The organism is Cobetia sp. PDI-12MA (assembly GCF_059507695.1).
The window spans coordinates 437,648-463,051 of the sequence record NZ_CM183351.1; the positions used below are offsets into that span (position 1 = coordinate 437,648).

At 61.3% G+C, this 25,404-nt stretch carries 20 protein-coding genes; 14 read left to right on the forward strand and 6 right to left on the reverse strand.

Going from position 1 to position 25,404, the window contains the following annotated elements:
- Positions 1-123: 123 nt before the first annotated feature.
- A complete protein-coding gene (locus AC5WNI_RS02020) occupies positions 124-933 on the forward strand; it encodes a 5'-nucleotidase, lipoprotein e(P4) family (protein WP_368448059.1) in 810 nt (269 codons plus the stop codon).
- Between the two features lie 104 nt (positions 934-1,037).
- Here AC5WNI_RS02020 and AC5WNI_RS02025 read toward each other — a convergent pair whose 3' ends face one another.
- Both AC5WNI_RS02025 and AC5WNI_RS02030 read right to left on the reverse strand, forming a co-directional pair.
- Positions 1,038-2,081 carry an ion transporter gene (locus AC5WNI_RS02025; protein WP_487885616.1) on the reverse strand — a complete coding sequence of 348 codons (1,044 nt, stop codon included), beginning with the start codon at positions 2,079-2,081 and terminating at the stop codon, positions 1,038-1,040.
- 151 nt (positions 2,082-2,232) lie between these two features.
- Positions 2,233-3,243, reverse strand: coding sequence for a CYTH domain-containing protein (locus AC5WNI_RS02030; RefSeq protein ID WP_487885617.1), 1,011 nt, complete (start codon positions 3,241-3,243; stop codon positions 2,233-2,235).
- 471 nt (positions 3,244-3,714) lie between these two features.
- On the opposite strand from AC5WNI_RS02030, the gene AC5WNI_RS02035 reads away from it, so the two are divergent.
- The 6 genes from AC5WNI_RS02035 to glrR all read left to right on the forward strand — a co-directional run bounded on the left by AC5WNI_RS02035 (position 3,715) and on the right by glrR (position 11,950).
- Positions 3,715-4,395, forward strand: a complete 681-nt coding sequence (locus tag AC5WNI_RS02035; RefSeq protein WP_285460511.1) for a TIGR00153 family protein — start codon at positions 3,715-3,717, stop codon at positions 4,393-4,395.
- Positions 4,396-4,435: 40 nt separating this feature from the next.
- Positions 4,436-5,719 carry an inorganic phosphate transporter gene (locus AC5WNI_RS02040; RefSeq protein WP_495928585.1) on the forward strand — a complete coding sequence of 428 codons (1,284 nt, stop codon included), beginning with the start codon at positions 4,436-4,438 and terminating at the stop codon, positions 5,717-5,719.
- A 216-nt stretch (positions 5,720-5,935) separates the two neighbouring features.
- A complete protein-coding gene (argA, locus tag AC5WNI_RS02045; protein ID WP_285460509.1) occupies positions 5,936-7,246 on the forward strand; it encodes an amino-acid N-acetyltransferase in 1,311 nt (436 codons plus the stop codon).
- Between the two features lie 1,088 nt (positions 7,247-8,334).
- Positions 8,335-9,891, forward strand: a complete 1,557-nt coding sequence (locus tag AC5WNI_RS02050; RefSeq protein ID WP_487885618.1) for a sensor histidine kinase — start codon at positions 8,335-8,337, stop codon at positions 9,889-9,891.
- Positions 9,892-9,895: 4 nt separating this feature from the next.
- Positions 9,896-10,462, forward strand: a complete 567-nt coding sequence (locus AC5WNI_RS02055; RefSeq protein ID WP_052384557.1) for a hypothetical protein — start codon at positions 9,896-9,898, stop codon at positions 10,460-10,462.
- A gap of 120 nt (positions 10,463-10,582) precedes the next feature.
- Positions 10,583-11,950: a two-component system response regulator GlrR gene (gene glrR / locus AC5WNI_RS02060; protein ID WP_054555312.1), complete on the forward strand. Its 1,368-nt coding sequence runs from the start codon at positions 10,583-10,585 to the stop codon at positions 11,948-11,950.
- A gap of 240 nt (positions 11,951-12,190) precedes the next feature.
- Here glrR and xseA read toward each other — a convergent pair whose 3' ends face one another.
- From xseA to AC5WNI_RS02080, 4 genes are all read right to left on the reverse strand, one after another.
- Positions 12,191-13,561, reverse strand: a complete 1,371-nt coding sequence (xseA, locus tag AC5WNI_RS02065) for an exodeoxyribonuclease VII large subunit (protein WP_495928586.1) — start codon at positions 13,559-13,561, stop codon at positions 12,191-12,193.
- Positions 13,562-13,760: 199 nt separating this feature from the next.
- A complete protein-coding gene (locus tag AC5WNI_RS02070) occupies positions 13,761-15,263 on the reverse strand; it encodes a tripartite tricarboxylate transporter permease (protein WP_487886314.1) in 1,503 nt (500 codons plus the stop codon).
- Positions 15,264-15,281: 18 nt separating this feature from the next.
- Entirely contained in the window at positions 15,282-15,722 is a 441-nt protein-coding gene (locus AC5WNI_RS02075) for a tripartite tricarboxylate transporter TctB family protein (protein ID WP_487886315.1), read from the reverse strand.
- The gene (locus AC5WNI_RS02080) at positions 15,719-16,744 is read right to left on the reverse strand and encodes a Bug family tripartite tricarboxylate transporter substrate binding protein (RefSeq protein WP_487886316.1); all 1,026 of its coding nucleotides are present in this window, start codon (positions 16,742-16,744) and stop codon (positions 15,719-15,721) included. The genes AC5WNI_RS02075 and AC5WNI_RS02080 overlap by 4 nt, the downstream gene beginning before the upstream one ends.
- A 177-nt stretch (positions 16,745-16,921) precedes the next feature.
- Here AC5WNI_RS02080 and AC5WNI_RS02085 point away from each other — a divergent pair, with 177 nt between their 5' ends.
- The 7 genes from AC5WNI_RS02085 to AC5WNI_RS02115 all read left to right on the forward strand — a co-directional run bounded on the left by AC5WNI_RS02085 (position 16,922) and on the right by AC5WNI_RS02115 (position 25,305).
- Positions 16,922-17,593 carry a response regulator gene (locus AC5WNI_RS02085; protein WP_487886317.1) on the forward strand — a complete coding sequence of 224 codons (672 nt, stop codon included), beginning with the start codon at positions 16,922-16,924 and terminating at the stop codon, positions 17,591-17,593.
- A complete protein-coding gene (locus AC5WNI_RS02090; protein WP_487886318.1) occupies positions 17,590-18,984 on the forward strand; it encodes a sensor histidine kinase in 1,395 nt (464 codons plus the stop codon). The genes AC5WNI_RS02085 and AC5WNI_RS02090 overlap by 4 nt, the downstream gene beginning before the upstream one ends.
- Before the next feature lie 101 nt (positions 18,985-19,085).
- The gene (locus AC5WNI_RS02095) at positions 19,086-20,141 is read left to right on the forward strand and encodes an ABC transporter substrate-binding protein (protein WP_495928587.1); all 1,056 of its coding nucleotides are present in this window, start codon (positions 19,086-19,088) and stop codon (positions 20,139-20,141) included.
- 277 nt (positions 20,142-20,418) lie between these two features.
- Positions 20,419-21,888 carry an IMP dehydrogenase gene (gene guaB / locus AC5WNI_RS02100; RefSeq protein WP_285460505.1) on the forward strand — a complete coding sequence of 490 codons (1,470 nt, stop codon included), beginning with the start codon at positions 20,419-20,421 and terminating at the stop codon, positions 21,886-21,888.
- Positions 21,889-22,052: 164 nt separating this feature from the next.
- The gene (gene guaA / locus AC5WNI_RS02105) at positions 22,053-23,627 is read left to right on the forward strand and encodes a glutamine-hydrolyzing GMP synthase (protein ID WP_175089919.1); all 1,575 of its coding nucleotides are present in this window, start codon (positions 22,053-22,055) and stop codon (positions 23,625-23,627) included.
- 271 nt (positions 23,628-23,898) lie between these two features.
- Positions 23,899-24,492, forward strand: a complete 594-nt coding sequence (locus AC5WNI_RS02110; RefSeq protein WP_487886320.1) for a hypothetical protein — start codon at positions 23,899-23,901, stop codon at positions 24,490-24,492.
- 39 nt (positions 24,493-24,531) lie between these two features.
- The gene (locus tag AC5WNI_RS02115; RefSeq protein ID WP_495928588.1) at positions 24,532-25,305 is read left to right on the forward strand and encodes a hypothetical protein; all 774 of its coding nucleotides are present in this window, start codon (positions 24,532-24,534) and stop codon (positions 25,303-25,305) included.
- The last annotated feature ends 99 nt before the right edge of the window (positions 25,306-25,404 follow it).

Sequence of the window (25,404 nt, forward strand, 5' to 3'; positions counted from 1 at the left end):
GATGACAAGAGGCGAATGACATGGCAGATGAGGTCGTTGAACAGGAATTCAATAACGCTGAGTGTTAGTATTTGGCCGTCTTGATAATTCAACGACATACCTATCATGCACAGAGGATCATTGATGCCGATCACGTCTTCATCTCAAGCGTGTGTCTCGTTACTGGCTAGAGCCACCAAGATCGCGACACTGGCAGGAATCATGGGTCTGGGAGTTGCTCCTTTCAGTCAGGCGGCCGAGTCACCCGAGGCAGAGCAGTGTCCACCGGCAGCGTATGCCATGGCGCTGCGCTATCAGCAGCAATCGGCGGAAGTCGCGGCCCTGCAGCGTCAGAGCTATGCACTGGCGACACGTCAGCTGGAGACACTGCTGGCATCTCGTGATGACGAGAAACCTCCCGCGATCATGACCGACCTTGATGAAACCGTGATCGACAACTCTGCGCTGCTGGTGCGTGACCTGAAGGCCTGTCATGACTTCACTGGCTGGGACACTTGGAAAGCGTGGGAGCGAGATGGCAAGCCGGCTCTGATTCCGGGGGCTAGGGAGTTCCTCGAACTTGCCGCATCGCGTGACGTGGCGATCTACTACGTATCGGATCGCTACGAGGAGAACAAGGACGCCACGGTCGCCACGTTGAAAGCCCTTGGCCTGCCCGGTGTCGATGACTCACATGTGCGCCTGCTGGGGCCGAGCAAGTCAGTGCGCCGCGATGCGATCGCGAAGGATCACGACATCGTGATGCAGCTTGGCGATAGCCTGCATGATTTCGCGGGTGACTTCTCCGACAAGACGCCCGAGCAGCAGAAGGCACTGGTCGCGGAGCAGGCGCAGCATTTCGGCAAGGATTGGATCATGTTGCCGAATTCCTCCTACGGTAGCTGGAGCGAGGCCGCGCTGACCGCCTGGGACAAGCCCTTTTCTGACCGCTAGCCCTTGCCGGTTTCCGGCTGAATGACAACGCCCCCGGACCTTGCGGTCGCGGGGGCGTTGTCATTTCCGAGGCGTTGTCGTGGGCTGAGTGACACTCGGCTTCGTCAGCTGCGGTCGCGGTCGGAGGAGTCGTCGCCTGGGGACGCGATCTCATCCTTCGCTGGCGGCTCGAAGCCGGGCTCTGGTCCAGATCCAGGTTCTGTGTCTGGCTCAGGCTCCGGTTCCGGCTCGCGCGGGTCGCGGGTGTCCTCGTCAAGCCAGGTGCCGCAGAACTTGCAGTACTTGGCGTTGCGATCATGGCCTTCACGACCACAGCCCGGGCAGGCTTCGTCGCTGGTCTGCTGCATGCGCAGGCCATTGAGGACCTCGGCCGAGAACACCCCGGTGGGCACGGCGAGAATCGAGTAGCCGAGAATCATCATCAGCGCCGAGATGAACTGCCCCAGCGGCGTGATGGGCGCGATGTCGCCATAGCCCACCGTCGTCAGCGTCACCACGCCCCAGTAGAGCGCCTTGGGAATGGAGGTGAAGCCGGCCTCGGGTGGCTCGATCAGATAGATCAGAGCGCCGAATACCGTGACGATGCTGAGCACGGTGATGAAGAACAACATGATCTTGCGCCGGCTGCGCGTCATGGCTTCGACCAGCATGCGGCCCTCGCCGACGAAGGCCATCAGACGCAGCACGCGGAACAGGCGCAGCACACGTAGCACGCGGACCACCAGCAAGGCCTGGGCACCCGGAATCAGCAGCGACAGCCAGGTGGGCGCGATCGACAGCAGATCGAGCACGCCGTAGAAGCCCTTGGCCCAGGTGCCGGGATGCTTCAGGCAGTAGAGGCGGACGGCGTATTCCAGCGTGAAGATGATCGTGAAGCCCCACTCCATGATGCGGAACAGCTCGCCGTATTGCGCATTCAGCGAGGGGACGCTGTCGAGCATCACCACGGCGACACTGGCGAAGATCATCAGGATCAGACCGATATCGAAGGCCTTGGCCGCCTTGGTGTCGGATTCGAAGATCCAGTGAAACAGCCGCGCGCGCAGACGGCCCGTGGCGGGCTCGTAGTCGCTGGGGTGCGAGGGCGACGCTGGGGGGATTTGCGGAGTGCTGCCATATTCATTGGCAGGGCCCTGGCGTTCAGGCATGCAGGCTTCCTTGACGGGCGTGATGACGCCGGTTGAATGTCAGGGCGTATCGGGGATGTCTCAGTGTGTGACCTTCAGTGACTGCCCGGCCGTTGTCCATCAGCCAGTGGTCTAGCGCTTGACGGCTGGGCAGTCGAAGTCGTGCTGAAATTCAGTCGCGCAGCGTCGCGAGCAGTGACAGGCTGTGCTGGCCGAAGTCGCGAGTCGCCCAGTCCTGTGAGGCGTCACCGTCGCTGCTTTCCAGCGCCTCGACCAGTGCCACCGCGTGGATATGGCCGGGATGCTGACTGGCGGCCAGCCGTGATGCGAGCGCCGACAGAGCGGCCAGCGCGTGCGCGTACCACTTGAGGTCGTCTTTCGCCTGTCGGTCGGCGTGGGCATCGAGCGCATCGATGGCGGCGGACAGCAGCGCGCCGGGGTCAGTGGTATCCAGCGTCTTCTCATGCCATTCGCCATCACGCAGCGCCGCGCCGCGCTTGGCCTTGCTGGCATCCGCCGGACGCAGTGCCAGGTGGCTGGCCAGCGAATCCGCCAGCTGCCAGAGCACGGCTTCTCTCACCTCTGGGGCGAGTTCTTCGCCGCCGGTCAGCTCGAGCTCGATTTCCTGGATGGCCACCTCGCGACCACTTGCCTTCACCGCGCCAAGGTCCAGCGCCATCTCGACACCGACGGTGACCTGCTCGTCGCTCAGATTCTCGTCGCTGCATGTCGCCTTGACGTCGAGCTGCCAGGCATGACGCTCGAAATCGGTGCTGAAGCTGGGCGCGAGCGCACTCAGCAGCTGCTCGCGGGCGCCGTCTTCCAGCGCCTGCAAGGGCGGCAGGCCACGCAGGCCGTCGAGGTCGAGGTCGGTCTGGCCCTCGGGCAGCTCCCATTCCCATTCGCCGCGAGAATGCAGTCCGCCATGACTCTCGCCGCTGGTCTTGAGCGTCTGGCGCAGGGCCCCCGTGCTGTCGGCATTCTCACCACTCTGGCGCAGACGCAGCGCCATGCGCGCACGCTCCAGCGCATGCTCGGGGGTGTCGAAATAGGTGTTGGCCAGCCAGCGCCGCCCGGGGTTGACCGTTGCCAGCTCTGCAATGCTCGTCAGTGTCTCCAGAATGGCATCGCGATCAATGACGGGGTGAGACAGTGCCAGTTTGAGTTCGATTTCCTGCGCCATGATGGGCACTCCCTGTACGGATGAAAGAAGACGGATGCTGACGGATGATGGTGACAGCGGCGCCAGGACCGCAGAGCCTCCGGCAAGCATGGTGCATGGTGATCGAGGCTCATGCCTCTCATGCTCGCGCCTGGCCCGCGGCAAGGCAAGCACGGGAGGGGGGAGGCCATGCGGGTATCGGCTGTCGGCATAATCACATTTATATGACAGCATGATGACATTGAGGTGACAGCAATTGCCTGTCGTCACGTCCTTGGTTATATTAAGAATAGTGGATCAAGCCAGTGACCACGGGTCCTGCCGCTACATGACAATCTCTCCTCTGGAATCCTTCGTGTTCCCCCGAACTGCCGCTGTTGTTGCGTAAAGTACAACAGCATGGCGGTATCATGACGTTATGATGAAAGTTATGTGATCGTCACAAAGGCTTTGCTACACTCCGCGCGTCAACCCTTAACGCCGACGGCCACTATGGTAACGACCAACCCTTTCTCTTCGATGTTCGGGCGCTCGCCTTTCAAGGCGCTGCACACCCACATCATCAAGACCGACGAGTGCGCCCAGCACTTGCTGACCTTCTTCGACGCCTGCGAGCAGGGTGATTGGGAGCAGGCAGCCAGCATTCGCAAGACCATCAGCGGGCTGGAGCGTGAAGCGGACGAGTTGAAGACGCAGCTGCGCCTCAACCTGCCCAACTCGCTGTTCCTGCCGGTCTCGCGTTCCGACCTTCTCGAGCTGATCCATGTCCAGGATTCCATCGCGAATGTCACCAAGGACATCGCCGGGATCATGCTGGGTCGTCATATGCAGATACCTTCCGCACTGGTGCCCGCCATGCGTGAGTATCTCAAGACTGCGGTCGAATCGGTCTGCCAGGCGCGCCGTGCGTTGGGTGAACTGGAAGACCTCGTCGAGTCCGGTTTCGGGCGCAACATGAGCGAGCTGGTCGACAAGCTGATCAACGAGCTGCATGAACTCGAGAAGCAGTCCGACGAACAGCAGATCGCCATCCGCCAGACCCTGTTCTCGCTGGAAGCCAGTCTCCCGCCCGTCGATGTGATCTTCCTCTACAAGATCATCGATTGGGTCGGCGATGTGGCTGACCAAGCGGAAAAGGTCGGTACCCGACTGCAGATCCTGATGGCGCGCTGAGCGCCATCAGGACGTCCTGCCATCTGTCCAAGAGTCTTCTATGTCCATCATTGCTCAATACGGCGATGTGCTCGTCATTCTTGCCTGTCTGTTCGGTTTCTTCATGGCATGGGGTGTGGGTGCGAATGATGTCGCCAATGCCATGGGAACCTCGGTAGGTTCCAAGGCGATCACCATCAAGCAGGCGATCATCATCGCCGTGATCTTCGAATTCCTCGGTGCCTGGCTTGCCGGTGGTGAGGTGACTGACACCATCCGCAAGGGCATCATCGACCCGTCACTGCTGGTCGAGAATCCTCAGTTCCTGGTCTACGGCATGCTGGCCTCGCTGCTGGCCGCCGGTATCTGGCTGCTGATCGCTTCCATGAAGGGCTGGCCGGTCTCGACCACCCACTCCATCGTCGGCGCCATCGTCGGCTTCTCCGCTGCGGGTCTGGGCGTGGATGCCGTCGAGTGGGCCAAGGTCGGTCAGATCGCAGCCTCCTGGCTAGTCTCGCCGCTGCTGGCGGGCTCCATCGCCTTCGTGCTGTTCAAGTCCGTGCAGACGCTGATCTTCGACAACGAAGACCCGTTCGCGGCCGCCAAGCGCTACGTGCCGATGTACATGTTCCTGGTCGGCTTCATCATCTCGATGGTGACCATGGTCAAGGGCCTCAAGCATGTCGGCCTGCATCTGAGCTTCGAATCCAGCCTGCTGCTGGCCGTCGTCGTCGGTGCCATCGTGATGGGTATCGGCGTGCTGATGGAGCGCAAGGTCGCGCGTTCACGCCTCAAGGAGAAGAATCGCGCCACCGGTGACGACTTCGACTTCAGCGGTGTCGAGAAGGTCTTCGGCCTGCTGATGATGTTCACTGCCTGTGCGATGGCCTTTGCCCACGGCTCCAACGACGTGGCCAATGCGGTCGGTCCGCTGGCGGCCATCATCAGCGTCGTCGACTCTGCCGGTCAGATCGGCGCCAAGGCGAGCATGCCGTGGTGGGTCCTCGTGCTGGGTGGCGGCGGTATCGTCGTCGGCCTGGTCACCTATGGTCGTCGCGTCATCGCCACCGTCGGCACCGGCATCACCGAGCTGACGCCGTCCCGCGGCTTCGCGGCCACGCTGGCCGCCGCCTCGACCGTCGTGCTGGCCTCCGGCACCGGCCTGCCGATCTCCACCACCCACACTCTCGTGGGTGCGGTGCTGGGGGTAGGTCTGGCACGCGGCATGGCAGCGCTCAACCTGCGCGTGATCGGCACCATCGTGATGTCCTGGCTGATCACTCTGCCGGCCGGCGCGATCCTGTCGATCCTGTTCTTCTTCATGTTCAAGGGCATGTTCGGCTAAGCCGGCGCATGGTTCTGAGCCTGAGTCTTGGCTCGAGCTGACGCTCTGCATGAGATGAACGGCAAAACGAGAAAGGCGACCTTCGGGTCGTCTTTCTCGTATCTGACACATGGATGTCAGGGGGCACCGCTCGCCGTGCAGGCTGCGGCGCTGATATGATGATTCATGGGCATGCCTGACATGCCATTTTCCCTCTCTCCTGCCCGGAGCTGGCTCTTGAACACGCGTTTCCCCTTCGCGGACTGGTTTCGCAACTCCTCCCCCTATATCAATGCCCATCGTGGCCGCACCTTCGTCATTCTGATCGAGGGCGATGCCCTGTCCTCGTCACGACGAACGCAGTTGATACAGGATCTGGCGTTGCTGCATACCCTCGGCGTGAAGCTGGTGGTGGTGTTCGGGGTGCGCCCGCAGGTGGCCGAGGCGTTGCAGGCTGCCGGTATCGAGGCTGACCGCCATCAGGGCCGCTGGGTGGTGACGCGCGAGATTCTCGGCCATCTGGAGCAGCAGGTCGCCACGCTGCGTCTGCGTCTTGAGGCCAGTCTGTCCCAGGGGCTGCCCAATACGCCGCTGCATGGCGTGGAGCTGTCCGCCGTCTCCGGCAATCTGGTGATGGCCAAGCCGCTGGGCGTGCGTCATGGCATCGACTTCCAGCATGGTGGCGAGGTGCGCCGCGTGCGCAGCGAGGCGATCCAGGGGCTGCTCTCGCAGCAGGCCATCGTCGTACTGCCGCCGCTGGGCTATTCCAGCACAGGTGAGGTGTTCGATCTGGACGCCGCTGAGGTCGCCGAACACGCCGCCGTGGCGCTGGCCGCTGACAAGCTGATCCTGCTTGGCGAAGGGGAGGGCCTGTTCGGCGAAGACGGTGAGCTGCTGCGTCAGCTCAATCCTGAAGAAGCCGCGCTGATGGCGCCGCCTCGCGATGACGACAGCGAGCTGTCGCGCCACCTGGCCGCGGCCTGCGGCGCCGCACGGCGCGGCGTCGGTCGTACCCACCTGTTGAGTTGGCGCGACCGTGACGCCCTGCTGGGCGAGTTGTTCACCCGTGATGGTATCGGCACCATGATCACGCGTCAGGGCTACGAGCAGCTGCGCAAGGCGCGGCTCGAGGATGTCGGTGGCCTGCTGGCGCTGCTGGGGCCGCTGGAGCAGCGTGGCATCCTGGTGGCCCGCTCGCGGGAGCGTCTCGAACACGAGATCGACGACTATGTGGTGCTGGAGCGCGATGGCATGATCATCGGGTGTGCGGCGCTGCATCTCAGCCGTGACGCCGCCATGGGCGAGCTGGCCTGCGTGGCAGTGCATGATGACTATCGCCGCGGACAGCGCGGCGAGCAGCTGCTGGCCGAGATCGAGCAGCGCGCGCGTCGCGCCGGGGTCGAGCGTCTGTATGCGCTGACGACCCACACCGTTCACTGGTTCATCGAGCACGGTTTCGTGTCGGCCGGCCTGCAAGACCTGCCGGCCATGCGTCGCGAGGCCTACAACTCGGCGCGCAACTCCAAGGTATTGCTCAAGTCGCTCTAGTCACACCTCACTTGCCTGCCAGTATGAATCGCCCAGAGAACACCCGCTGATGACCCCCTCGATGAGGGCAGATCAGCGGGTGTTCTTGCGTAGGTGTCGCAGTTTCCCCCCACCCCTTGCGGGATTGTCTTGCAAAAGAGACGTTTCAAGTAATTGATAATAAAAGGAAAAATGTAGCGCCCCATATATGTGTTGGCAAATCGCGACGAATCGGCCAGTAAAACACGACTCTGTGTGCCACCCCGAGCAACATTGGCATGCCTGTCGTCGTGATGGTAATTTCAAGTTATTGTTTTGTAATGTGTTTTCGGTTTTATGGCACGCCTTTGGCAATAGGTATCGTGAGCAAGAGATATGAGGTGCATCACCGGCCCTTTCTCTGGCCTTCCAGCGATGACGGTACTCACTGCCCTGTGCGCTCCGTGATCGCTGACAGGCCAAGCGTCTGCTCCACGCGATGTGTGACTTCAGGTTGCGATGAGACAGGTACGGCCCCTGGTGGGCATGGACAGTATCTTGAGGGCAAGGACGCCCGGGCAAGGATGCCCGAAACCGATGCGGTAGCCGGAGAGATTGGCTGCCGTCATCCCCGAATTGACGATCGAGGCGGGCAAGTCGGCAAGCCATCCGACTCGATCATCCACATTGCGATGTGTTGCCCCCTGCTTCACATCCGATAGGGAGCGCGGACGCTGTCCGGCGTGAACGTCAACTGACCTGGAACGACCACCAGGTGACGTTCTTTTCTCCCGGGCCTGACAGGCAGACCACCTGTCAGACCCGCCAATCACGAGTTGCCCCCGGTCTCCAGGTACCAGAGGCACCACGTGATGACTGACCCTTCAGTTCCCTGCGTACTTGGGGCCGGCTATGCCGGCCCTCTTTTTTTGTGCGTCTAGCGCTGAATGGCCAACGATTTCATGCGAAGCGTTGCCAATGGGGCGGTTTGTCTCGTGGCAGCGTGATGATTTGAATAAGAGTCATATTTATTAACGAACTGGCAACCGCGATGGACGCCGGTGAACTCTGGTATTCTAGGAAGACGTGATTCGATGATGACCACCCCTTTCTTGCATAGAGTTCTTTCCATGGCCTCCACAGTGTCACGACGCTGGCGTCCCCGCTCGCTGCCGCAGCTGGTTCTGATGGCATTTCTGGTGGTGATGCTGCCGATTGCCGTGCTCATGTTTCAAGCAGGGCAGGCGCTGTCGGAGTTGTCGGAACTGGCGGATGTCAGTGCCCGCCAGGCTGTCGATCAGACCCGCCGCGCCCGCACGCTGACCAATCTCGCCGTCGAGATGGAGCGTAGCGCCCGCCAGTACGCCGTGCTGGAAAATCCCGATCTGATGAAGATCTACGCCGACAAGGCCAACAGCTTCCGCACCTTGCTGGATGAGCAGGCGCGCCTGTTGGGTGAGGGGGACCCCCGCGTCAGCGAATTGAAGGCGACGCTGTCACAGCTCGAGCGTATGCCCGAGATGAGCGTCGACCAGGTCAGTCGCCATCTGGAAGACTTCGGGCCCTTCTCGATCCAGGCCAGCGGCCTGCTCAACTCCACGCGTGAACTCGTCGACGCGCGTATCGAAGGCATCCGCGCCCGCGCCTCCCAGGTCAAGAATCAGCTGTGGTGGCAGACCGCCGCGCTGGTCTCCATCAGTCTGCTGTTGATGCTGTTCTTCACCTGGCTGATCATCCGTCCCATCCGGCAGCTGGAGCGCCGCATCAATGGCCTGGGCAGCGGCACCGACAGCGAGCGACCCATCGTCATCAAGGGGCCGGCGGAGCTGGTGCAGCTGGGCGAGCGTCTCAACTGGCTGTCGACGCGTCTGGATGAGCTCGAGGAGCAGAAGCAGCAGTTCCTGCGTCACATGTCGCATGAGCTCAAGACCCCGCTGGCCAGCATTCGTGAAGGCACCGGCCTGCTGATCGACGAGGTCGCCGGGCCGCTGAGTCCGCACCAGACCGAGATTCTTGGCCTGCTGGATGATTCCAGCAAGGAATTGCAGAAGTTGATCGAGCAACTCCTCGACTACAATCTGCTGCAGCACAATCAAGGCCTCGAACAGAGCCGCTTCGATGTGCATGAAGTGTTCAAGGAAGTGCTGGCAAAACATCGTCTGGCACTGGAAAAGAAGGGCATGCGCGTGCATCTTCCGCCTGCCAGCCTCAGTTGGGAGGCGGACAGGCCGCGTACCGGGCGTATTCTCGACAACCTGATCTCCAATGCCATCGCCTATGGCGAAGACAGTGGTGACCTGTGGTTGAGAGCCCGCAAGGAGCGTCGCAAGCTGATCATCGAAGTCGCCAACAGCGGCGAGCCCATCGCTGCCCAGGACCGTGACCACCTGTTCAAGCCCTTCTATCAGGGTGAGGTCAAGCGCAAGGGGCCGCTCAAGGGCTCCGGCATCGGTCTCTCGGTCGCCGCTGACAGCGCCCGCGCTCAATTTGGTCAATTGGCGCTGGTGGAGGACCCCAGGGCGGATGTCTGCTTCCGGCTGACATTGCCGACACCGAGTCGCTCGCTGACGTCAGGGGAAGGCAGTGAGCATGAGCCGCAGACAGACAGGGATGCCGCCGGGGCGGATCAGCAGTCCACACCACATGAAATGGCGTCATTGAACGCCATCAAGCACGCAAGGAACTGAAGTGATGAAGGGTCAACGACTACTGATGCGCCTGGCCGCAGGCGTATTGCTCAGTACGCTTAGCGCCTGTGGCGCCCTGACCAATATCACCATGCCGGGCAGCGAGCCGGAAGTGGTCAGCCCGAGTGTGCGGGAGAGCTGCTACGGCGCCGGCGACCTGCCGGACTTCACCGGCGAGGACTGCCTGCTGGATGAATGGGTCGCCTTCGCGCTGCAGGCCCAGCGTGGCAACAGCGGCTGGCGTGAAAGCACCCTGTTGCAGCTGGAAGGCAACCGCCATGACCGTCGCCTCGCGCGTGCCATCGTGCTCAGCTGGGGCGATGAATCGGACTGGGAGCTGGCCTCCGACCTCTACAAGGCGGACCTGCCTACTGCCCCGAGCCGCCTGCAGCCGCTGCTTCGCCAGTGGCTCAATGGCCTCGAGGAGCGTCGCGGTCTGATCGCCGAGCGTGACAAGAATGACGGTGCCCGTCGCAAGCTCAGCGCCGAGAATGCCCAGCTTACCAAGAAGCTGGAAGCCTTGACGGCCATCGAAGAATCGATCAATTCGCGCCGCCAGAGCACGCCCTGAACCCTCAGCGGCAGACTCTGGCCACGACCCTGTCACTCAATCCCCGCGATTGCTTGACGCAAGACTGTGCGGCCCCGACGTCGATGTCCCAGGCCCTCGGGTGTCGCAAGGAGAGTTAGTGTGAAATACGCACAAGCGCATATTCTGCTCGTCGATGATGATGCGAGCCTGCTCAAGCTGCTCGGCATGCGTCTCGAAAGCCGTGGCTTCAAGGTCACGACGGCCAGCAGTGGCCGCGAGGCGCTCAGCCGTCTCGAAGCCGCACGTCCAGACCTGGTCCTGTCCGACCTGCGCATGGATGAAATGGATGGCATGGCCCTGTTCGGTGAGCTGCAGAAGCGTCAGCCGGGTATGCCTGTCATCCTGCTGACCGCACACGGCTCCATCCCTGATGCCGTCAGTGCCACCCGCCAGGGCGTGTTCAGCTTCCTGACCAAGCCGGTCGACAAGGACGAGCTGTTCGCTGCCATCGATGAGGCGCTGGCCCAGGCGCCGCCCGTAAAGGAAGGTGACGATGCCTGGCGCGCTGGCATCATCACTCGCTCCCCGCAGATGGAGCAGATTCTCGAGCAGGCGCGCATGGTCGCGGCCTCCGATGTCAGCGTGCTGGTCACCGGCCCGTCTGGCTCGGGCAAGGAGCTGATGGCCAAGGCCATCCACAACGCCAGCCCACGCGCCTCGCGTCCCTTCGTCGCCATCAACTGTGGCGCGCTGCCGGAGCAGCTGCTGGAAAGCGAGCTGTTCGGTCACGCCAAAGGCTCGTTCACCGGCGCGGTCAGTGCCCACCAGGGCCTGTTCCAGGCGGCAGACGGCGGCACCCTGTTCCTCGATGAGATCGGCGACATGCCGCTGGCGCTGCAGGTCAAGCTGCTGCGTGCATTGCAGGAACGCCAGATCCGCCCGCTGGGCTCCACCACCTCGGTGCCCATCGACGTGCGCATCATCTCCGCCACGCACCGCAATCTCGACAAGGCGATGCATGACGGCGACTTCCGCGAAGACCTCTACTACCGTCTCAACGTGGTCAATCTGAAGCTGCCCGCCCTGCGCGAGCGTGCCGAGGATGTGCCGCTGCTGGCCAAGTATCTGATCAGTCAGGCCGCCGCGCGCCACAAGCCGTTCGTGAAGGGCTTCTCGCCGGAAGCGCTCAACCTGCTGGCCTCCAGTGCCTGGCCGGGCAACGTGCGTCAGCTGGTCAACGTGGTCGAGCAGTGCGTCGCCCTGACCAGCTCCTCGATGATTCCGGAGGCGCTGGTCTCCCAGGCGCTGGCTGCGGAAGAGAACGCCCTGCCGTCCTTCTCCGAGGCACGTGCCGGCTTCGAGCGCAGCTACCTGATCAAGGTGCTGAAGATCACCGAAGGCAACGTGACCCAGGCGGCGCGTATCGCTGGGCGTAACCGTACCGACTTCTACAAGCTGCTGGGGCGTCACGATCTGGAGCCGGGCGTGTTCAAGCCGGGCGCCGAGCAGGGGCCGCCTGATTTCTAGGTTTATCGCGTCCGAAGCCACGCGAAAGGCGCAAGGTCAAAAGCGGCACGGAGCTGCGCGAAAGATCAGGGTCAAGACCTGCATAGCAGTTCACGAGTGACAGTGTGAGTTGTGCGCAAGGCGAGTGATCAAAAGCGGCTCGGTGTGGCGGACGTGAAGCGCCCATTAAAAGCCCCGTTACCGGTTCTGGTAGCGGGGCTTTTTGCGTCTTGTTCTCGTCAGTCCGAGGCAAGACAGGGCTCAGGGGCGAGGCTTGTAACGGCGTTTGACCTCGACGGCGAGGCGGCCTTCGCCGAGGCGGATCGAGAGCATCTCGCCGGGCTGGGTCTGGTGGGCGGCTCGAATCACTTTATTGTCGCCGGGCGACTGCGTCTGGCTGCTGCCGACGCGCTCGACGATGGCATAGCCACGGTTGAGCACATTGAGCGGACTGACCGCATTCAGTGCACGCATCGCGCCTTCCAGGCGCTCACGATCAGCGGCCAGTCGACGTGGCAGGGCGTTGTTGAGGCGCGGGGTCAGCATCGCCAGTTGCTGACGATGGCGCTGAATGTCGCGCGCAGGGCTGGCCTGTTGCAGGCGGCGGGTCAGCTGGTCGGCCTTCTGCTGCTCACTGGTCATGCGCATGCGCACTGCGGTGTGCAGGCGGCGTTCCAGCTCGCGGGCACGCTGGCGCTGGGTTTCCAGCTCACGGGCCGGATGACGCAGGCGCGAGCGGGCATGATCCAGACGCTGCGCCGCCTGATCGAGACGGGCACGCTGCGCGCGCCACAGGCGCTGCTTGAGGGCGCTCAGCTGCTGCACCTGGGCGAGTTGGTCCGGGTACAGTGCTTCGGCTGCGGCGGAGGGCGTCGGTGCGCGCAGGTCGGCGGCCAGCTCTGCCAGGGTGGTATCGGTCTCGTGGCCGATGGCGGCCACCACCGGCAGGCGCGAGTGGAAGATGGCACGCGCCAGATGCTGGTCATTGAAGGCCCACAGGTCTTCCAGGCTGCCACCGCCACGCGTTATCAGCAGTGCATCACAGTCGCTGTCGCGGTTGGCCATCGCCACCGCGCGAATCAGCTGCGGCACCGCCTGCGGCCCCTGCACGGCGACCGGCAACACGCTCAGGTGCGCCTGCGGCCAGCGCTTGCGCGTCACCGCGATCACATCCTGCAGCGCCGCTCCGGTGGCGGAGGTGATAACCCCCAGATGGCGCGGCGGATGGGGCAGGGCGCGCTGATTGGCGAACACGCCCTCGGCTGCCAGTTGCTCCCTCAGGCGTGCCAGTCGCGCCAGCCACTCCCCCAGCCCCGCCTGCTGCAATGCCTCGACGATCAACTGATAGTCGCCGCGCGCCTCGAACAGCGACACCTTGGCACGCACCCGCACCCGGTCGCCGTCCCTGGGCTTCTCGCGCAGGAACTGGGCACGGCTCTTGAACAGCGCACAGCGCACCTGGGCGTTGTCATCCTTGAGCGTGAAGTAGCAGTGGCCGGAGCGCGGTTGCGAAAAGCCCGAGATCTCCCCCTCGATCCAGAGCTCCCCCAGGCCTCGCTCCAGCAGGCCCTTGGCCTCGCGGTTGAGCTGGGTCACGCTGATGGCATTGGCGGCAGACGAGGTTTCGAACACGCGACATTCCTTGTGCTGGATCTGACGGGGAGCTTGAGTGAGGGCGAGCCTGAAGCTTGTGAAGCACTGAAGCTTGTGAAGCACTGAAGCTTGTGAAGAGCACAAGACAATGATGCCACAGGCGATGGCGCTGCCACCAAAATCCCCCGCACTCCAGAAGGAGAGCGGGGGCTAGGGGATCCCACAGGGCATGCCTTGATCAGGCCGTCTGTGCCTTGCGCTTGCCGAGACGTGACAGCAGGAAAGGCCCGAGCAGCAGCAACAGCGAGGCCAGCCACAGACCCTGCGAGATACCCGATTGCCACAGGATGCTGCTGTCGCCACCGCTGATGGCCAGGGCGCGGCGCAGATTCTCTTCCATCAGCCCGCCGAGCACGAAGCCCAGCACTATGGTCGCCAGCGAGAAGTTCAGCTTGCGCAGCAGATAGCCCAGCACGCCGATGCCCAGCATCAGGTAGATGGCGCCCATGTCGGAATGCAGCTGATAGACCCCGACGAAGGACAGGATGACGATGCCCGGCACCAGTGCCCAGCGTGGAATGGTCAGAACGCGAGCGAAGAAGCCGGCCAGCGGCAGGTTGAGCAGCAACAGCACGATATTGCCGATGTACAGCGAGGCGATCAGACCGCCCGCGACCTTGGGATGCTCGCTGAACATCATCGGGCCGGGGGTGATGTTGTAGAGCATCAGCGCACCCAGCAGCACGGCGGTGGTGCCGGAGCCCGGAATGCCCAGGGTCAGCATCGGCACGAAGGAGCCCGCTGCGGACGCGTTGTTGGCAGCTTCCGGTGCGGCAAGGCCGCGCATGTCGCCGGTACCGAAGGTGTTGTCCTTGTCGCTGACACGTTTCTCGGTGGTGTAGGAAACAGCCCCCGCCACCGAGGCGCCGGTGCCCGGCAGCACGCCGATCAAAAAGCCGAGCAGACCGGAGCGCAGCATGGCGCCCTTGCAGTAGAGAATTTCCTTAATCGTCACGAAGACGCGATCGATGACAGGTAGAGCGCCGGACTTGCCATGCTGCAGGCGGCTTTCCAGCATCAGCAGGATTTCGCTGATCGCGAACATGCCGATGATCAGCACCACGAAATCGATTCCGTCGTAGAGATCGGGAATATCAAAGGTGAAGCGCTGGATACCGGTGCCGGAATCGACGCCGACGGTGCCGATCAATACGCCGAGGATGGCGCCCAGTGCAGTCTTGACCGGGTCATTGCCCATCATCACCGACATGGAGGCGAAGGCGAACACCATCATGGTGAACAGTTCCGCCGGCCCGAACTGCACGGCCACCGTGGCCAGCAGCGGGGCGAACAGGGTCAGCCCCAGGATCGCGATACTGGCGCCAACGAAGGAGCTGATCGCCGAGATGCCCAGCGCCGGCCCGGCCAGTCCACGCTTGGCCAGCGGATAGCCGTCGAGGGTGGTCATCACGGCGCCGGCATCGCCAGGCACATTGAGCAGGATGCTCGACATCCGGCCGCCATATTCGGCGCCGGTATAGATACCTGCCAGCAGAATCAGCGCCGATTCCGCCGGCAGGCCGAGGGTGTAGGCCAGCGGCATCAGAATGGCGATGCCGTTGATGGGGCCGATGCCCGGCAGGGCGCCGAACAAGGTGCCCAACAGTGCGCCACTGAAGGCCAAGCCAAGATTGAGTGGCGTCAGTGCGACGCCAAAGCCCTGGATGATGAAATCAAACATGAGAAAGCCCTCTCGGAATCAGGAAAACCACAGCCCGGTCGGCAGCGAGATTTCCAGCACGGCGGTGAACAGCACATAGCTTGCACCAGCCATCAGTACGCCGGTCACGCAGGCGGCGCGCCAGCTGGCACCGAACAGTCGTGCGATGGCGGTGATGGCGGTGACGGCCGTGATGGGGTAGCCGAGACGTACGAAGAAGAAGGCAAAGGCGATCAGGATCACCATCGCCAGCCCCAGCTGCAGCATCACGCTGGCTGATGGCCATTCACCTTTCGGGCCGGGGCGAAGAATAAGAACCAGCGAGAAGATGGCCATCAGGATCGAGAGGCCGATGGGAAAGGCCTTGGGGCCTACCGGATCGTAGGCGAAGGGCACTTCGATACTCAGGGACTGGGCGACGATGAACGCCGCCAGTCCCATCAGGGCGGAGCCCAGGATGCGATCGGCGGCGAGTCTCATTTTGTCAGTCCCACTTCATTGGCGAGGTCCTTGAAGTCAGCGATTTGGTCTTTCACGTAGGTATCGAAATCACCACCGAACTTCTGGATCGGGAACAGGCCACGCGCTTCACGGATCTTGGCGAATTCCGGCTTGTTGCTCAGCTGCTTGAGGCGCTCGACCCAAGCGTTGTAGTCGGCGTCGCTGACATTCTTGCCCATGTAGTAACCGCGCCAGATCGGCCAGGTCACGTCATAGCCTTGTTCCGTGGCGGTGGGGATATCGGCATAGGGTCCGCCCATGCGTTCTTCGGACAGCGCGGCCAGCACGCGTATCTTGCCGCTGGAAAGCTGGGCCTTGAGCTCGGACAGGTCACCGGTGAAGACCTTGATGTGATTGCCCAGCAGAGCGGCCAGTGCTTCACCGCCGCCTTCGAAGGACACATAACGCAGCTTGCGCGGCGAGACGTCGACGGACTTGGCGATCAGCGCGGCCTTCATCCAGTCCTGGCTGCCCACGGTGCCACCGGCGCCGAAGGGAATCTCACCGGGGTGGTCCTTGAGGTCCTGCATCAGCTCATCGAGGGTCTGCCACGGGGCATCGGCGCTTACTACCACCGCGCCGTAATCGACGCCCAGCGCGCCGACCCAGCGCACGTCATCGGCGCTGTACTTGCCGAACTTGCCCAGCGCCAGGTTGACGGCGGCGCCGGTACTGGCGGCCACCACCAGATTCGGGTCATCGCTGCGCACGCCGATGATGTGGTTGTAGGCGACCGCGCCGATGCCGCCCGGCATGTAGGTGACCATCATCGGAGAATCGATGACGCCGGTTTCCAGCAGGCCGTTGGCGGCCAGGCGGCAGGTGAGGTCATAGCCACCGCCGGGCTTGGCCGGGGCGATGCATTCACTCTTGTCGGCGGCCGCCGCAGGCATGGCGACCAGGCTTGCCGCGGCCAGCGCGATGGGGGCAGTCATCGCGGCGACGAGGCGCAGCGGTGTGAAGTGGCGCAGTGATGAAGGCAGGCGTCGAGTCTGGGGCATGATGTGCTCCTGATGGCTGTTGTTTTTGTCTTCGCAGCGCCTTTTGCTTTATGTTCTTGGCGGCAATGGCGCTGGCTGGGCAATGCATCGCAGGCGTGGATGCGATACCGGCATGGTATGAGCGCGACCTTTCATCAACCTGTCACTTTCCCTTCACCTTACTGAGACTTTGGACGCATGCGCCTGCTCGTCGTCGAGGATGACCCCCTCATTTCCAGTACCCTGCAGCGCAGTCTGACGGCGCTGGGCTATGCCATCGATGTCTTCGATAGCCTCGCCCCCGCTCGGGACGCGGCGCGCCAGGGCGGCTTCGATCTGATCCTGCTCGATCTCGGTCTGCCCGATGGACAGGGCATGGACCTGCTGGCGGAACTGCGCCAGCGCAATGACCTGACCCCGGTGCTGATCATCACGGCGCGGGACGGCGTCGATGACCGCGTGCGCGGGCTGGATCTCGGTGCCGATGACTATCTGGCCAAACCGTTCTCGCTGGTGGAGATGGAAGCGCGCGTGCGTGCCTTGCTGCGGCGCAGCCAGGGGCGCAGCGACAACAGCGTGCGCTTCGGGCCGCTGTCGCTGTCGACCAGCAGCGGCATGTTCGCGCTGTGCGACACGACGCTGGACCTGCCGCCGCGCGAACGCCGCCTGCTGGAAAGCCTGATGCTGCACGCCGGCAAGGTGGTGTCGCGCGAGGTGATCGAAGGCAAGGTGTTCGGCTATGGCGAGGTGGGCTCGAATGCGCTGGAGGTCTACATCAGTCGGCTGCGCAAGCGTCTGACGGGCAGTGAGGTCCAGATCCGCACTCTGCGTGGGCTGGGCTATCGGCTCGAGCTGATCGACGCCGGATGATCATTCACGGCAAGCTGCGCAATCGCCTGCTGGGCTGGCTGCTGAGCATGATGCTCATCGTCGGCGGCCTGTTGATGATGGACGCCTGGATAACCAGTCAGCGCTCGGCGCAGCGTGCCTTCGACAGCCAGCTTGAAGATGCGCTGTTGACCATGACCGAGGCCATCCAGTGGCAGGATGACCAGCCGCGCATCATGATGCCGCCTGCCGCGCTCAAGATTCTCTCCACCCGCCATCAGGAGCGCGTCTTCTACCGGCTGATCGATGATGAGGGTCGGGTACTGGCCAACAATCTCGACATTGCGCTCTCTGCGAAGCTGCTGCGCGAAGCCGCCGAAGGCGATGTGTGGCACAACATCCACTATCAGGGCGTCGAGTGGCGCCTGCATGCGCGTAGCGTGCGCTCGGCGGGCTGGGAGCGACAGTTTCGTGTGCAGGTCTGGGTCGGACACACCATCGAAGGGCGTGAGCAGCTGGCGCGAGAGCTTCTGATGCGTGCCATGGGACGCATTCTGGTGATGGGGCTGTTCGCCGCCATGATGATCTTCATCACCCTGCGCCTGGCGTTGACGCCGCTCAAGCGTCTGCGGCATCAGCTGCGTCGCCGCCAACCGCATGATGCCAGCCCGTTGTCTGGCACCATGCCCGAGGAGATGCGCGAGCTGACCGATACCCTGGAGCAGCTTTTCCATCGCCAGGGGCAATCCCGCGATGCGTTGCTGCGCTTTACCGCCGATGCCAGCCATCAGCTGCGCACACCGCTGGCCGGCGTGCAGAACGCTGCTGAATTCGCGCTGGGCAGTGACTCGCCGGCGCAGTGGCATCAAGCCTTGAGCGATATCCATGCCAGTGCTGCGCGTACCAGTCGTCTGGCCGGACAGTTGCTGAACCTGACGCGGCTGCGCCATCTGGCATTGCCCACGGAGCAGGACGCGCTGGATCTCGCTGACTTGCTGCGCAGCGTGGTGCTGGAGTGGGTCGACCACGACCTCGCGCGCCAGCATGATCTGGGACTGGTCGAGCTGCCGGCACAGCCGGTCTACGTGATTGGCGAGTCATGGGCACTGCGCGAGATGATCGGCAATCTGATCGAGAATGCGCTGCGCTACACCTCGGCGGGCAGCGAGGTCACCCTGGGGCTGAGCCTTGAGGCAGAGGGCGGGGGAGTGGTGCTGAGCATCGAGGACAACGGCCCCGGCGTCGACCCGCAGATGCTGCAACGACTCTGTCAGCCCTTCGAGCGCGCAGGGCGTCAGGACACTGATGGCTCGGGGCTGGGGCTGGCGATCGTCGAGACGATTGCCCTGCGTCATCAGGCCAAGTTGCAGGTCAGCAATCGCGACGCGGGAGGGCTGTGCGTGCACATACGCTTTCCGGGGAGACAGCCATGAAGTTCACCTCTGACAAGCTGCGCGCCATGGCCTTCGCTATCGTTCGCTCCAGAGCGCCTATCATCGCACCCATCACCGCTCCCACACGGACACCCCGAGTTATGTATCGTCTGCTGTTCGCGCTGTGGGTCAGTGTGGCCATCCTCGCGGCGGCGATGCCAGTCAAGGCGGCTGCGGCGCCACCCCAGGCACGGCTGGTGATCGAGGCGGCGATGGATCGGCAGGTCGCGGCTCCTTTGCTGGCGGCGTTCTCGCGCCGCTATCCCGACGTCGAAATCGACTACCGCGACCGCAGCTCGATGGCCGTCAATGCCCTGGCCCAGCAAGCAGATGCGCAGGCAGACATCATTCTTAGCTCGGCGATGCCTTGGCAGGTGGCTCTGGTCAATCAGGGGCTGGCGCAGCGACTCGACAGCGACGAGGCTCGACAGTGGCCGGAGTGGGCCAAGTGGCGCGATGAGGTCTTCGCCTTCACCTTCGAACCCATCGTGATGGCCTATCGGCTGGACCTCGCCGCAAGGATGCTGCCGCCTGTCTCGCATGCTGATGTCCTGAATCTGCTGACAGAGCATGCCGAGACGCTGGCCGGCCGAGTAGTGGCCTATTCGCCCTCCAAGAGCGCGCTGGGCTATGCGCTCTACCTGCAGGATTCCCGCTATTCGGGGCGCTTCTGGAAGCTGGTCGAGGCATTGGGGCGGGTCGATGCCACCCTCGAGACCAGCACCCAGCGCATGCTGGAAGGCCTGAGTGACGGGCGCTACTGGCTGGGTTACAACCTGTTGGGCTCCTATGCGTTGCAGTGGGCGCGGACGCATCCCGACATCATCGTGCAGATGCCCTCTGACTATGCGCTGATCTCGATGCGCACCGCCTTCATCCACCGCGATGCCCCGCACCCGAAGCAAGCGCGTGCCTTCATCAACTTCCTCATCGGGCGAGAAGGTCAGCACGTCGTGGCCGGCGAGACGCCGCTCTACAGCATCCGGGATGATATCACCGGCCCCTTCACGGCCCAGTCACTGCGAGATCAGGTCGGCCAGCGGCTGTATCCGCAACCGCTGGATGCCTCTTCGCTGAGCATGCTGGATAACGCGCGTCGCAATGACTTTCTGGCCCGCTGGTTCGATGCCTATTCCGGCGGCGCCCCGACGCCCTGACGGCCGCCTTCGCAATGACAGGCAGTCGTTACGCTCTCACCGCCCGCCAGTCCGCAGGCCGCGCCACTCGTGGCTTTAGTTGACCAGATGGTTAGTGTCGCCGGGACGTGAAGTTGCGAGTTTGATAGCCTGCGACGTTTGTCTCGGGCGGGGCGAATGGGTTATCATGGGTGATTACCTCGCAGCAACCGCTAGAACCGTAGTCATGGCGCCTGTCCATCGGGCCCTGCACTGCGGCTTTCGCGCATCCCTCATAAACTGCTACTGGGCGTTCGACATGCTACGTATAGCGCAAGAAGCTCTGACGTTTGATGACGTTCTTCTCGTCCCCGGCTACTCCGAGGTCCTCCCCAAGGACGTCAGCCTGAGATCACGTCTCACACGCGACATCAGCGTCAATATCCCGCTCATCTCCTCTGCGATGGATACCGTCACCGAAGCTCGCCTGGCCATCGCCATGGCGCAGGAAGGTGGTGTCGGCATCATCCACAAGAGCATGAGCATCGCCCAGCAGGCCGCGGAAGTCCGCAAGGTCAAGAAGCACGAAAGCGTCATCGTGCGTGACCCGGTCACTGTCAGCCCGAAGGCCAAGATCCAGGATCTGCTGGCAATGTCCGAGGAGCATGGCTACTCCGGCTTCCCGGTGGTCGAGGGTGAATACCTGGTCGGCATCGTGACCGGTCGCGACATGCGCTTCCAGCCTGACTTCAGCGATACCGTCGCCGGCATCATGACCGGCCGCGACAAGCTGGTCACCGTGCTGGAAGGCACGCCGCTGGATCAGATCAAGGCCAAGCTGCAGGAAAGCCGCATCGAGAAGATGCCGATCGTCGATGACGAATTCCGCCTGCGCGGCCTCGTCACCGTTCGCGACATCGAGAAGGTCAAGACCTACCCGAACGCCGCGAAGGACAGCAACGGCAGCCTGCTGGTGGGTGCCGCTGTCGGCACCGGCCCGGAAACCCCGGACCGCGTCGCTGCGCTGGCCGAAGCCGGCGTTGACGTCATCGTCGTCGACACCGCGCACGGTCACTCCAAGGGCGTGATCGACCGCGTTGCCTGGGTCAAGGAGCACCACCCGAAGATTCAGGTCATCGGTGGCAACATCGCGACCGCCGAAGCCGCCATCGCCCTGGCGGAAGCTGGCGCCGACGGCGTCAAGGTCGGCATCGGCCCGGGTTCCATCTGCACCACACGTATCGTCGCCGGTGTCGGTGTGCCGCAGATCAGTGCCGTCGCCAACGTCGCGGCCGCCATGGCCAAGTACGACGTGCCGGTCATCGCCGATGGCGGTATCCGCTTCTCCGGTGACATCGCCAAGGCCATCGCCGCAGGCGCCAGCATCGTCATGATCGGCGGTCTGCTCGCCGGTACCGAGGAAGCGCCGGGCGAAGTCGAGCTGTTCCAGGGTCGTACCTACAAGGCGTATCGCGGCATGGGTTCCATGGGCGCCATGTCCCAGACCCAGGGGTCCAGCGACCGTTACTTCCAGGACAAGAATGCCGGCGTCGAGAAGCTGGTACCGGAAGGCATCGAAGGCCGCGTTCCCTACAAGGGCATGATGAGCGCCATCGTGCACCAGCTGATGGGCGGCCTGCGTGCCTCAATGGGTTACACCGGTAGCCAGACCATCGAAGAGATGCGCACCGTGCCGCAATTCGTGCAGATCACCGGTGCCGGCTTCGCCGAATCCCACGTCCACGACGTGCAGATCACCAAGGAAGCGCCCAACTATCGGCGCGACTGAGACATAGCGAAGCGCGACGCAAAGCGGGAGCCCTACACGGGTTCCCGCTTTGCTTAGGTCGAGAAAACTTCTCCCCTGGCGGTTTCGGGGGCCGGAAGGAGACGACGCCGCGCTCCCTCGCAGCTCCGAAGCGGGTCACATGACTCCCCAATGAGAGACTGAAGATGCAAGACATCCATTCCCACAAGATCCTGATCCTCGATTTCGGTTCCCAGTACACACAGCTGATCGCGCGTCGCGTGCGTGAGCTGGGCGTGTTCTCCGAGGTGCGTGCCTTCGACATCACCGAAGAAGAGATCCGCGAGTACAACCCCAACGGCATCATCCTGGCCGGTGGCCCGGAATCCGTCACCGAGCTGGACTCGCCGCGTGCGCCCGAGTGCGTGTTCGAGATGGGGCTGCCGGTGTTCGGCATCTGTTACGGCATGCAGACCATGGCCGAGCAGCTCGGCGGCAAGGTCGAAGGCTCCAACGTGCGCGAATTCGGCTATGCCCAGATTCGTGTCGACGGTGAGTCCGCGCTGTTCAAGGACATCAAGGACCACCTGGACGACGAAGGCCGTCCGCTGCTCGACGTCTGGATGAGCCACGGTGACAAGGTCGCGAAGGTCCCGGAGACCTTCACCGTCACCGCCTCCACCCCGAGCTGCCCGATCGCCGCCATGGCGTGGGAGGAGAAGCAGTTCTACGGCGTGCAGTTCCACCCGGAAGTCACCCACACCCTGCAGGGCCAGCGCATCCTCGAGCACTTCGTGATCGAGATCTGTCAGTCCGAGCGTCTGTGGACACCGGCCAAGATCATCGAAGACCTGACCGATCGCGTTCGCGCCCAGGTCGGTGACCGCAAGGTGCTGCTCGGCCTGTCCGGCGGCGTCGACTCCTCCGTGGTCGCGGCGCTGCTGCACAAGGCCATCGGCGACCAGCTGACCTGCGTCTTCGTCGACAACGGCCTGCTGCGCAAGAATGAAGGCGACCAGGTCATGGAAACCTTCTCACGCCACATGGGCGTGAAGGTCATCCGTGTTGACGCCGAAGATCTCTTCCTCGGCAAGCTGGCTGGCGTCAGCGACCCGGAAGCCAAGCGCAAGGCCATCGGCAACACCTTCATCGAAGTGTTCGATGCCGAAGCCGCCAAGCTCAAGGACGTCGACTTCCTCGCCCAGGGCACCATCTACCCGGACGTGATCGAATCCGCAGCCAGCAAGACCGGCAAGTCCCACGTCATCAAGTCCCACCACAATGTCGGCGGCCTGCCGGACGACATGAAGATGGAACTGGTCGAGCCGCTGCGCGAACTGTTCAAGGACGAAGTCCGCAAGGTCGGCCTCGAACTCGGCCTGCCGTATGACATGGTCTACCGTCACCCCTTCCCGGGGCCGGGTCTGGGCGTGCGCATCCTCGGTGAAGTGAAGAAGGAATACGCGGACATCCTGCGTGAAGCCGACGCCATCTTCATCGAAGAGCTGCACAACTTCGACTGGTACCACAAGACCAGCCAGGCGTTCGCCGTCTTCCTGCCGGTCAAGTCCGTCGGCGTCGTCGGCGATGGCCGTCGTTACGAGTGGGTCATCGGTATCCGTGCCGTCGAGACCGTCGACTTCATGACGGCCCGCTGGGCGCACCTGCCGTATGAGCTGCTGGAGAAGGTCTCCAATCGCATCATCAACGAGCTGGAGCACGTCTCGCGCGTCACCTATGACGTCAGCAGCAAGCCGCCGGCCACCATCGAGTGGGAATGATCGCCTGACGATCCCTTTCTTGGAGCTGACGCAGCGTTCTGTCGAGACGGTCTTTAGAACTGATCAAGACGAGAACGCAGCAAGCAAAAAGCCCTTCTGGCCAATGGCCGGAAGGGCTTTTTTGTGTATCAAGGTTTTTCCGACTAGATAATATTTACATTTGTACAATAATGTATGTTAGGACTTTAGGTGGCATTCTTGCTTGATTTGTTCTGCCTCCATGCGAAGTTATTCCCTATTTATTAATAATTTTATTTGAGGGCGATTGTAGATGTGTATTAATGTTGGCAAAGAGGTGAGTAGACCTAATTATCTAGACATGTCAGGGCATTATTTGCATGATGCAATTGATTTTGAAATGCGTTATAAGTTTTGCATAAACAGTGATGGCCCTGTGTTTAATGCTACTAGATCAGGTAGAGCAAAATGTTTTATTGATTTAAGGATGGGATTGGAATCAATACTTAAATCTCTAGTATGCTATTACGAAGCTGGAGGTAGAGTAGGTAAACCGCTGATTAACTGGATTGAAAAATTAGGGCACAACATAGATAAGTTGTTTAAAAAGTTGAAGGCACATATGTCTCAAGAATGGTTAGATGCCCATGAAGGTGATTTCAAAAAACTTAAGCTGCTACCCGTAGGTTTAAGGTACCGATTAGATGCTTGGAATTTCGAGGATAATAAAGCGGAGATCTATGATACTACTATAGGAAGTGAAGTATGGATGGATAATTTGCATATGGTTTTGAATAGTTTAATTGAAAAAACAAATGAGTTGTTATCTGCTCATCGTCGCATATTGTCTGGTAAGGATTTAATAAGCGAAGCTTCAGAAATTTGGTATGAGAAGCATACATACTAAACTCAATTGGTGTAGAGTTATTATAATAAAGGAGTTTTGATGAGCTTTATGATGGAAAAAGGAGAATCGATAGCTGCTTCTCTTGCCACCAAGTTTGCTTCTAATGTAATTGAAAAGTGGACGAGGTATAGGGCTGAAAATTTTTTTGAGGAATTTCAACATCGTTTAATTGAGGGGCATATATCTGGAGATCAGTATATAGACGTTGCAGATGATATAGATGATATTTTGTCAGATGAGAAAGGTAGTGAAGTTGTATATGACGCATATCGAAGAGTGTCGTTATCAAGCTCTAAAGATATAGGGCCAAGAATTATTGGGGTGTTAACTGCAGAGCTTTGTATAGCAAAAGAGTATGCTAATGATGAATATGAACTATTCTTTTCTATAGCGGAAATGCTCAATGATCGAGAGCTAGTAAGCGTTAGTACGCTTGTGAATGAATGGTTTGAGACTATAGATACACACGATGCTAAGTATAAAGCGGGTGCTGCTTATGTAGAAGATGGTTGCCTCAAGTATGTTTTAGATAGTAGTGAAGTTGAAATCAGTTCTTCTGCAGTAAGTTTGAGTGGTGTAGAAATTAGTGCTGATAATTTGCTTGAACAATTTGGAAGTGGATTACAAAAGCTAAGACAATTAGGAGCTGTGAGAATTAATGTTCAGCAAATCATTTACCATTACCATGAAGATACTGAAAGATACATCGATCATGATGGTACGATTCAAGAAACTATAAGACTGGTTTATATTCCTTTGAAGTATAGGCGTATATTCGCTCTTATTAGAAAAATGTCGAAAAAGCCCGGTTGATAATCATGATCAGGTGGTGTTTTTATTGTTGTAAATTTATGTTCCACATGCTGAAGCACTGCCAAAGTCAACTTCTTATTGCCCTGGATGAGCTCGGTT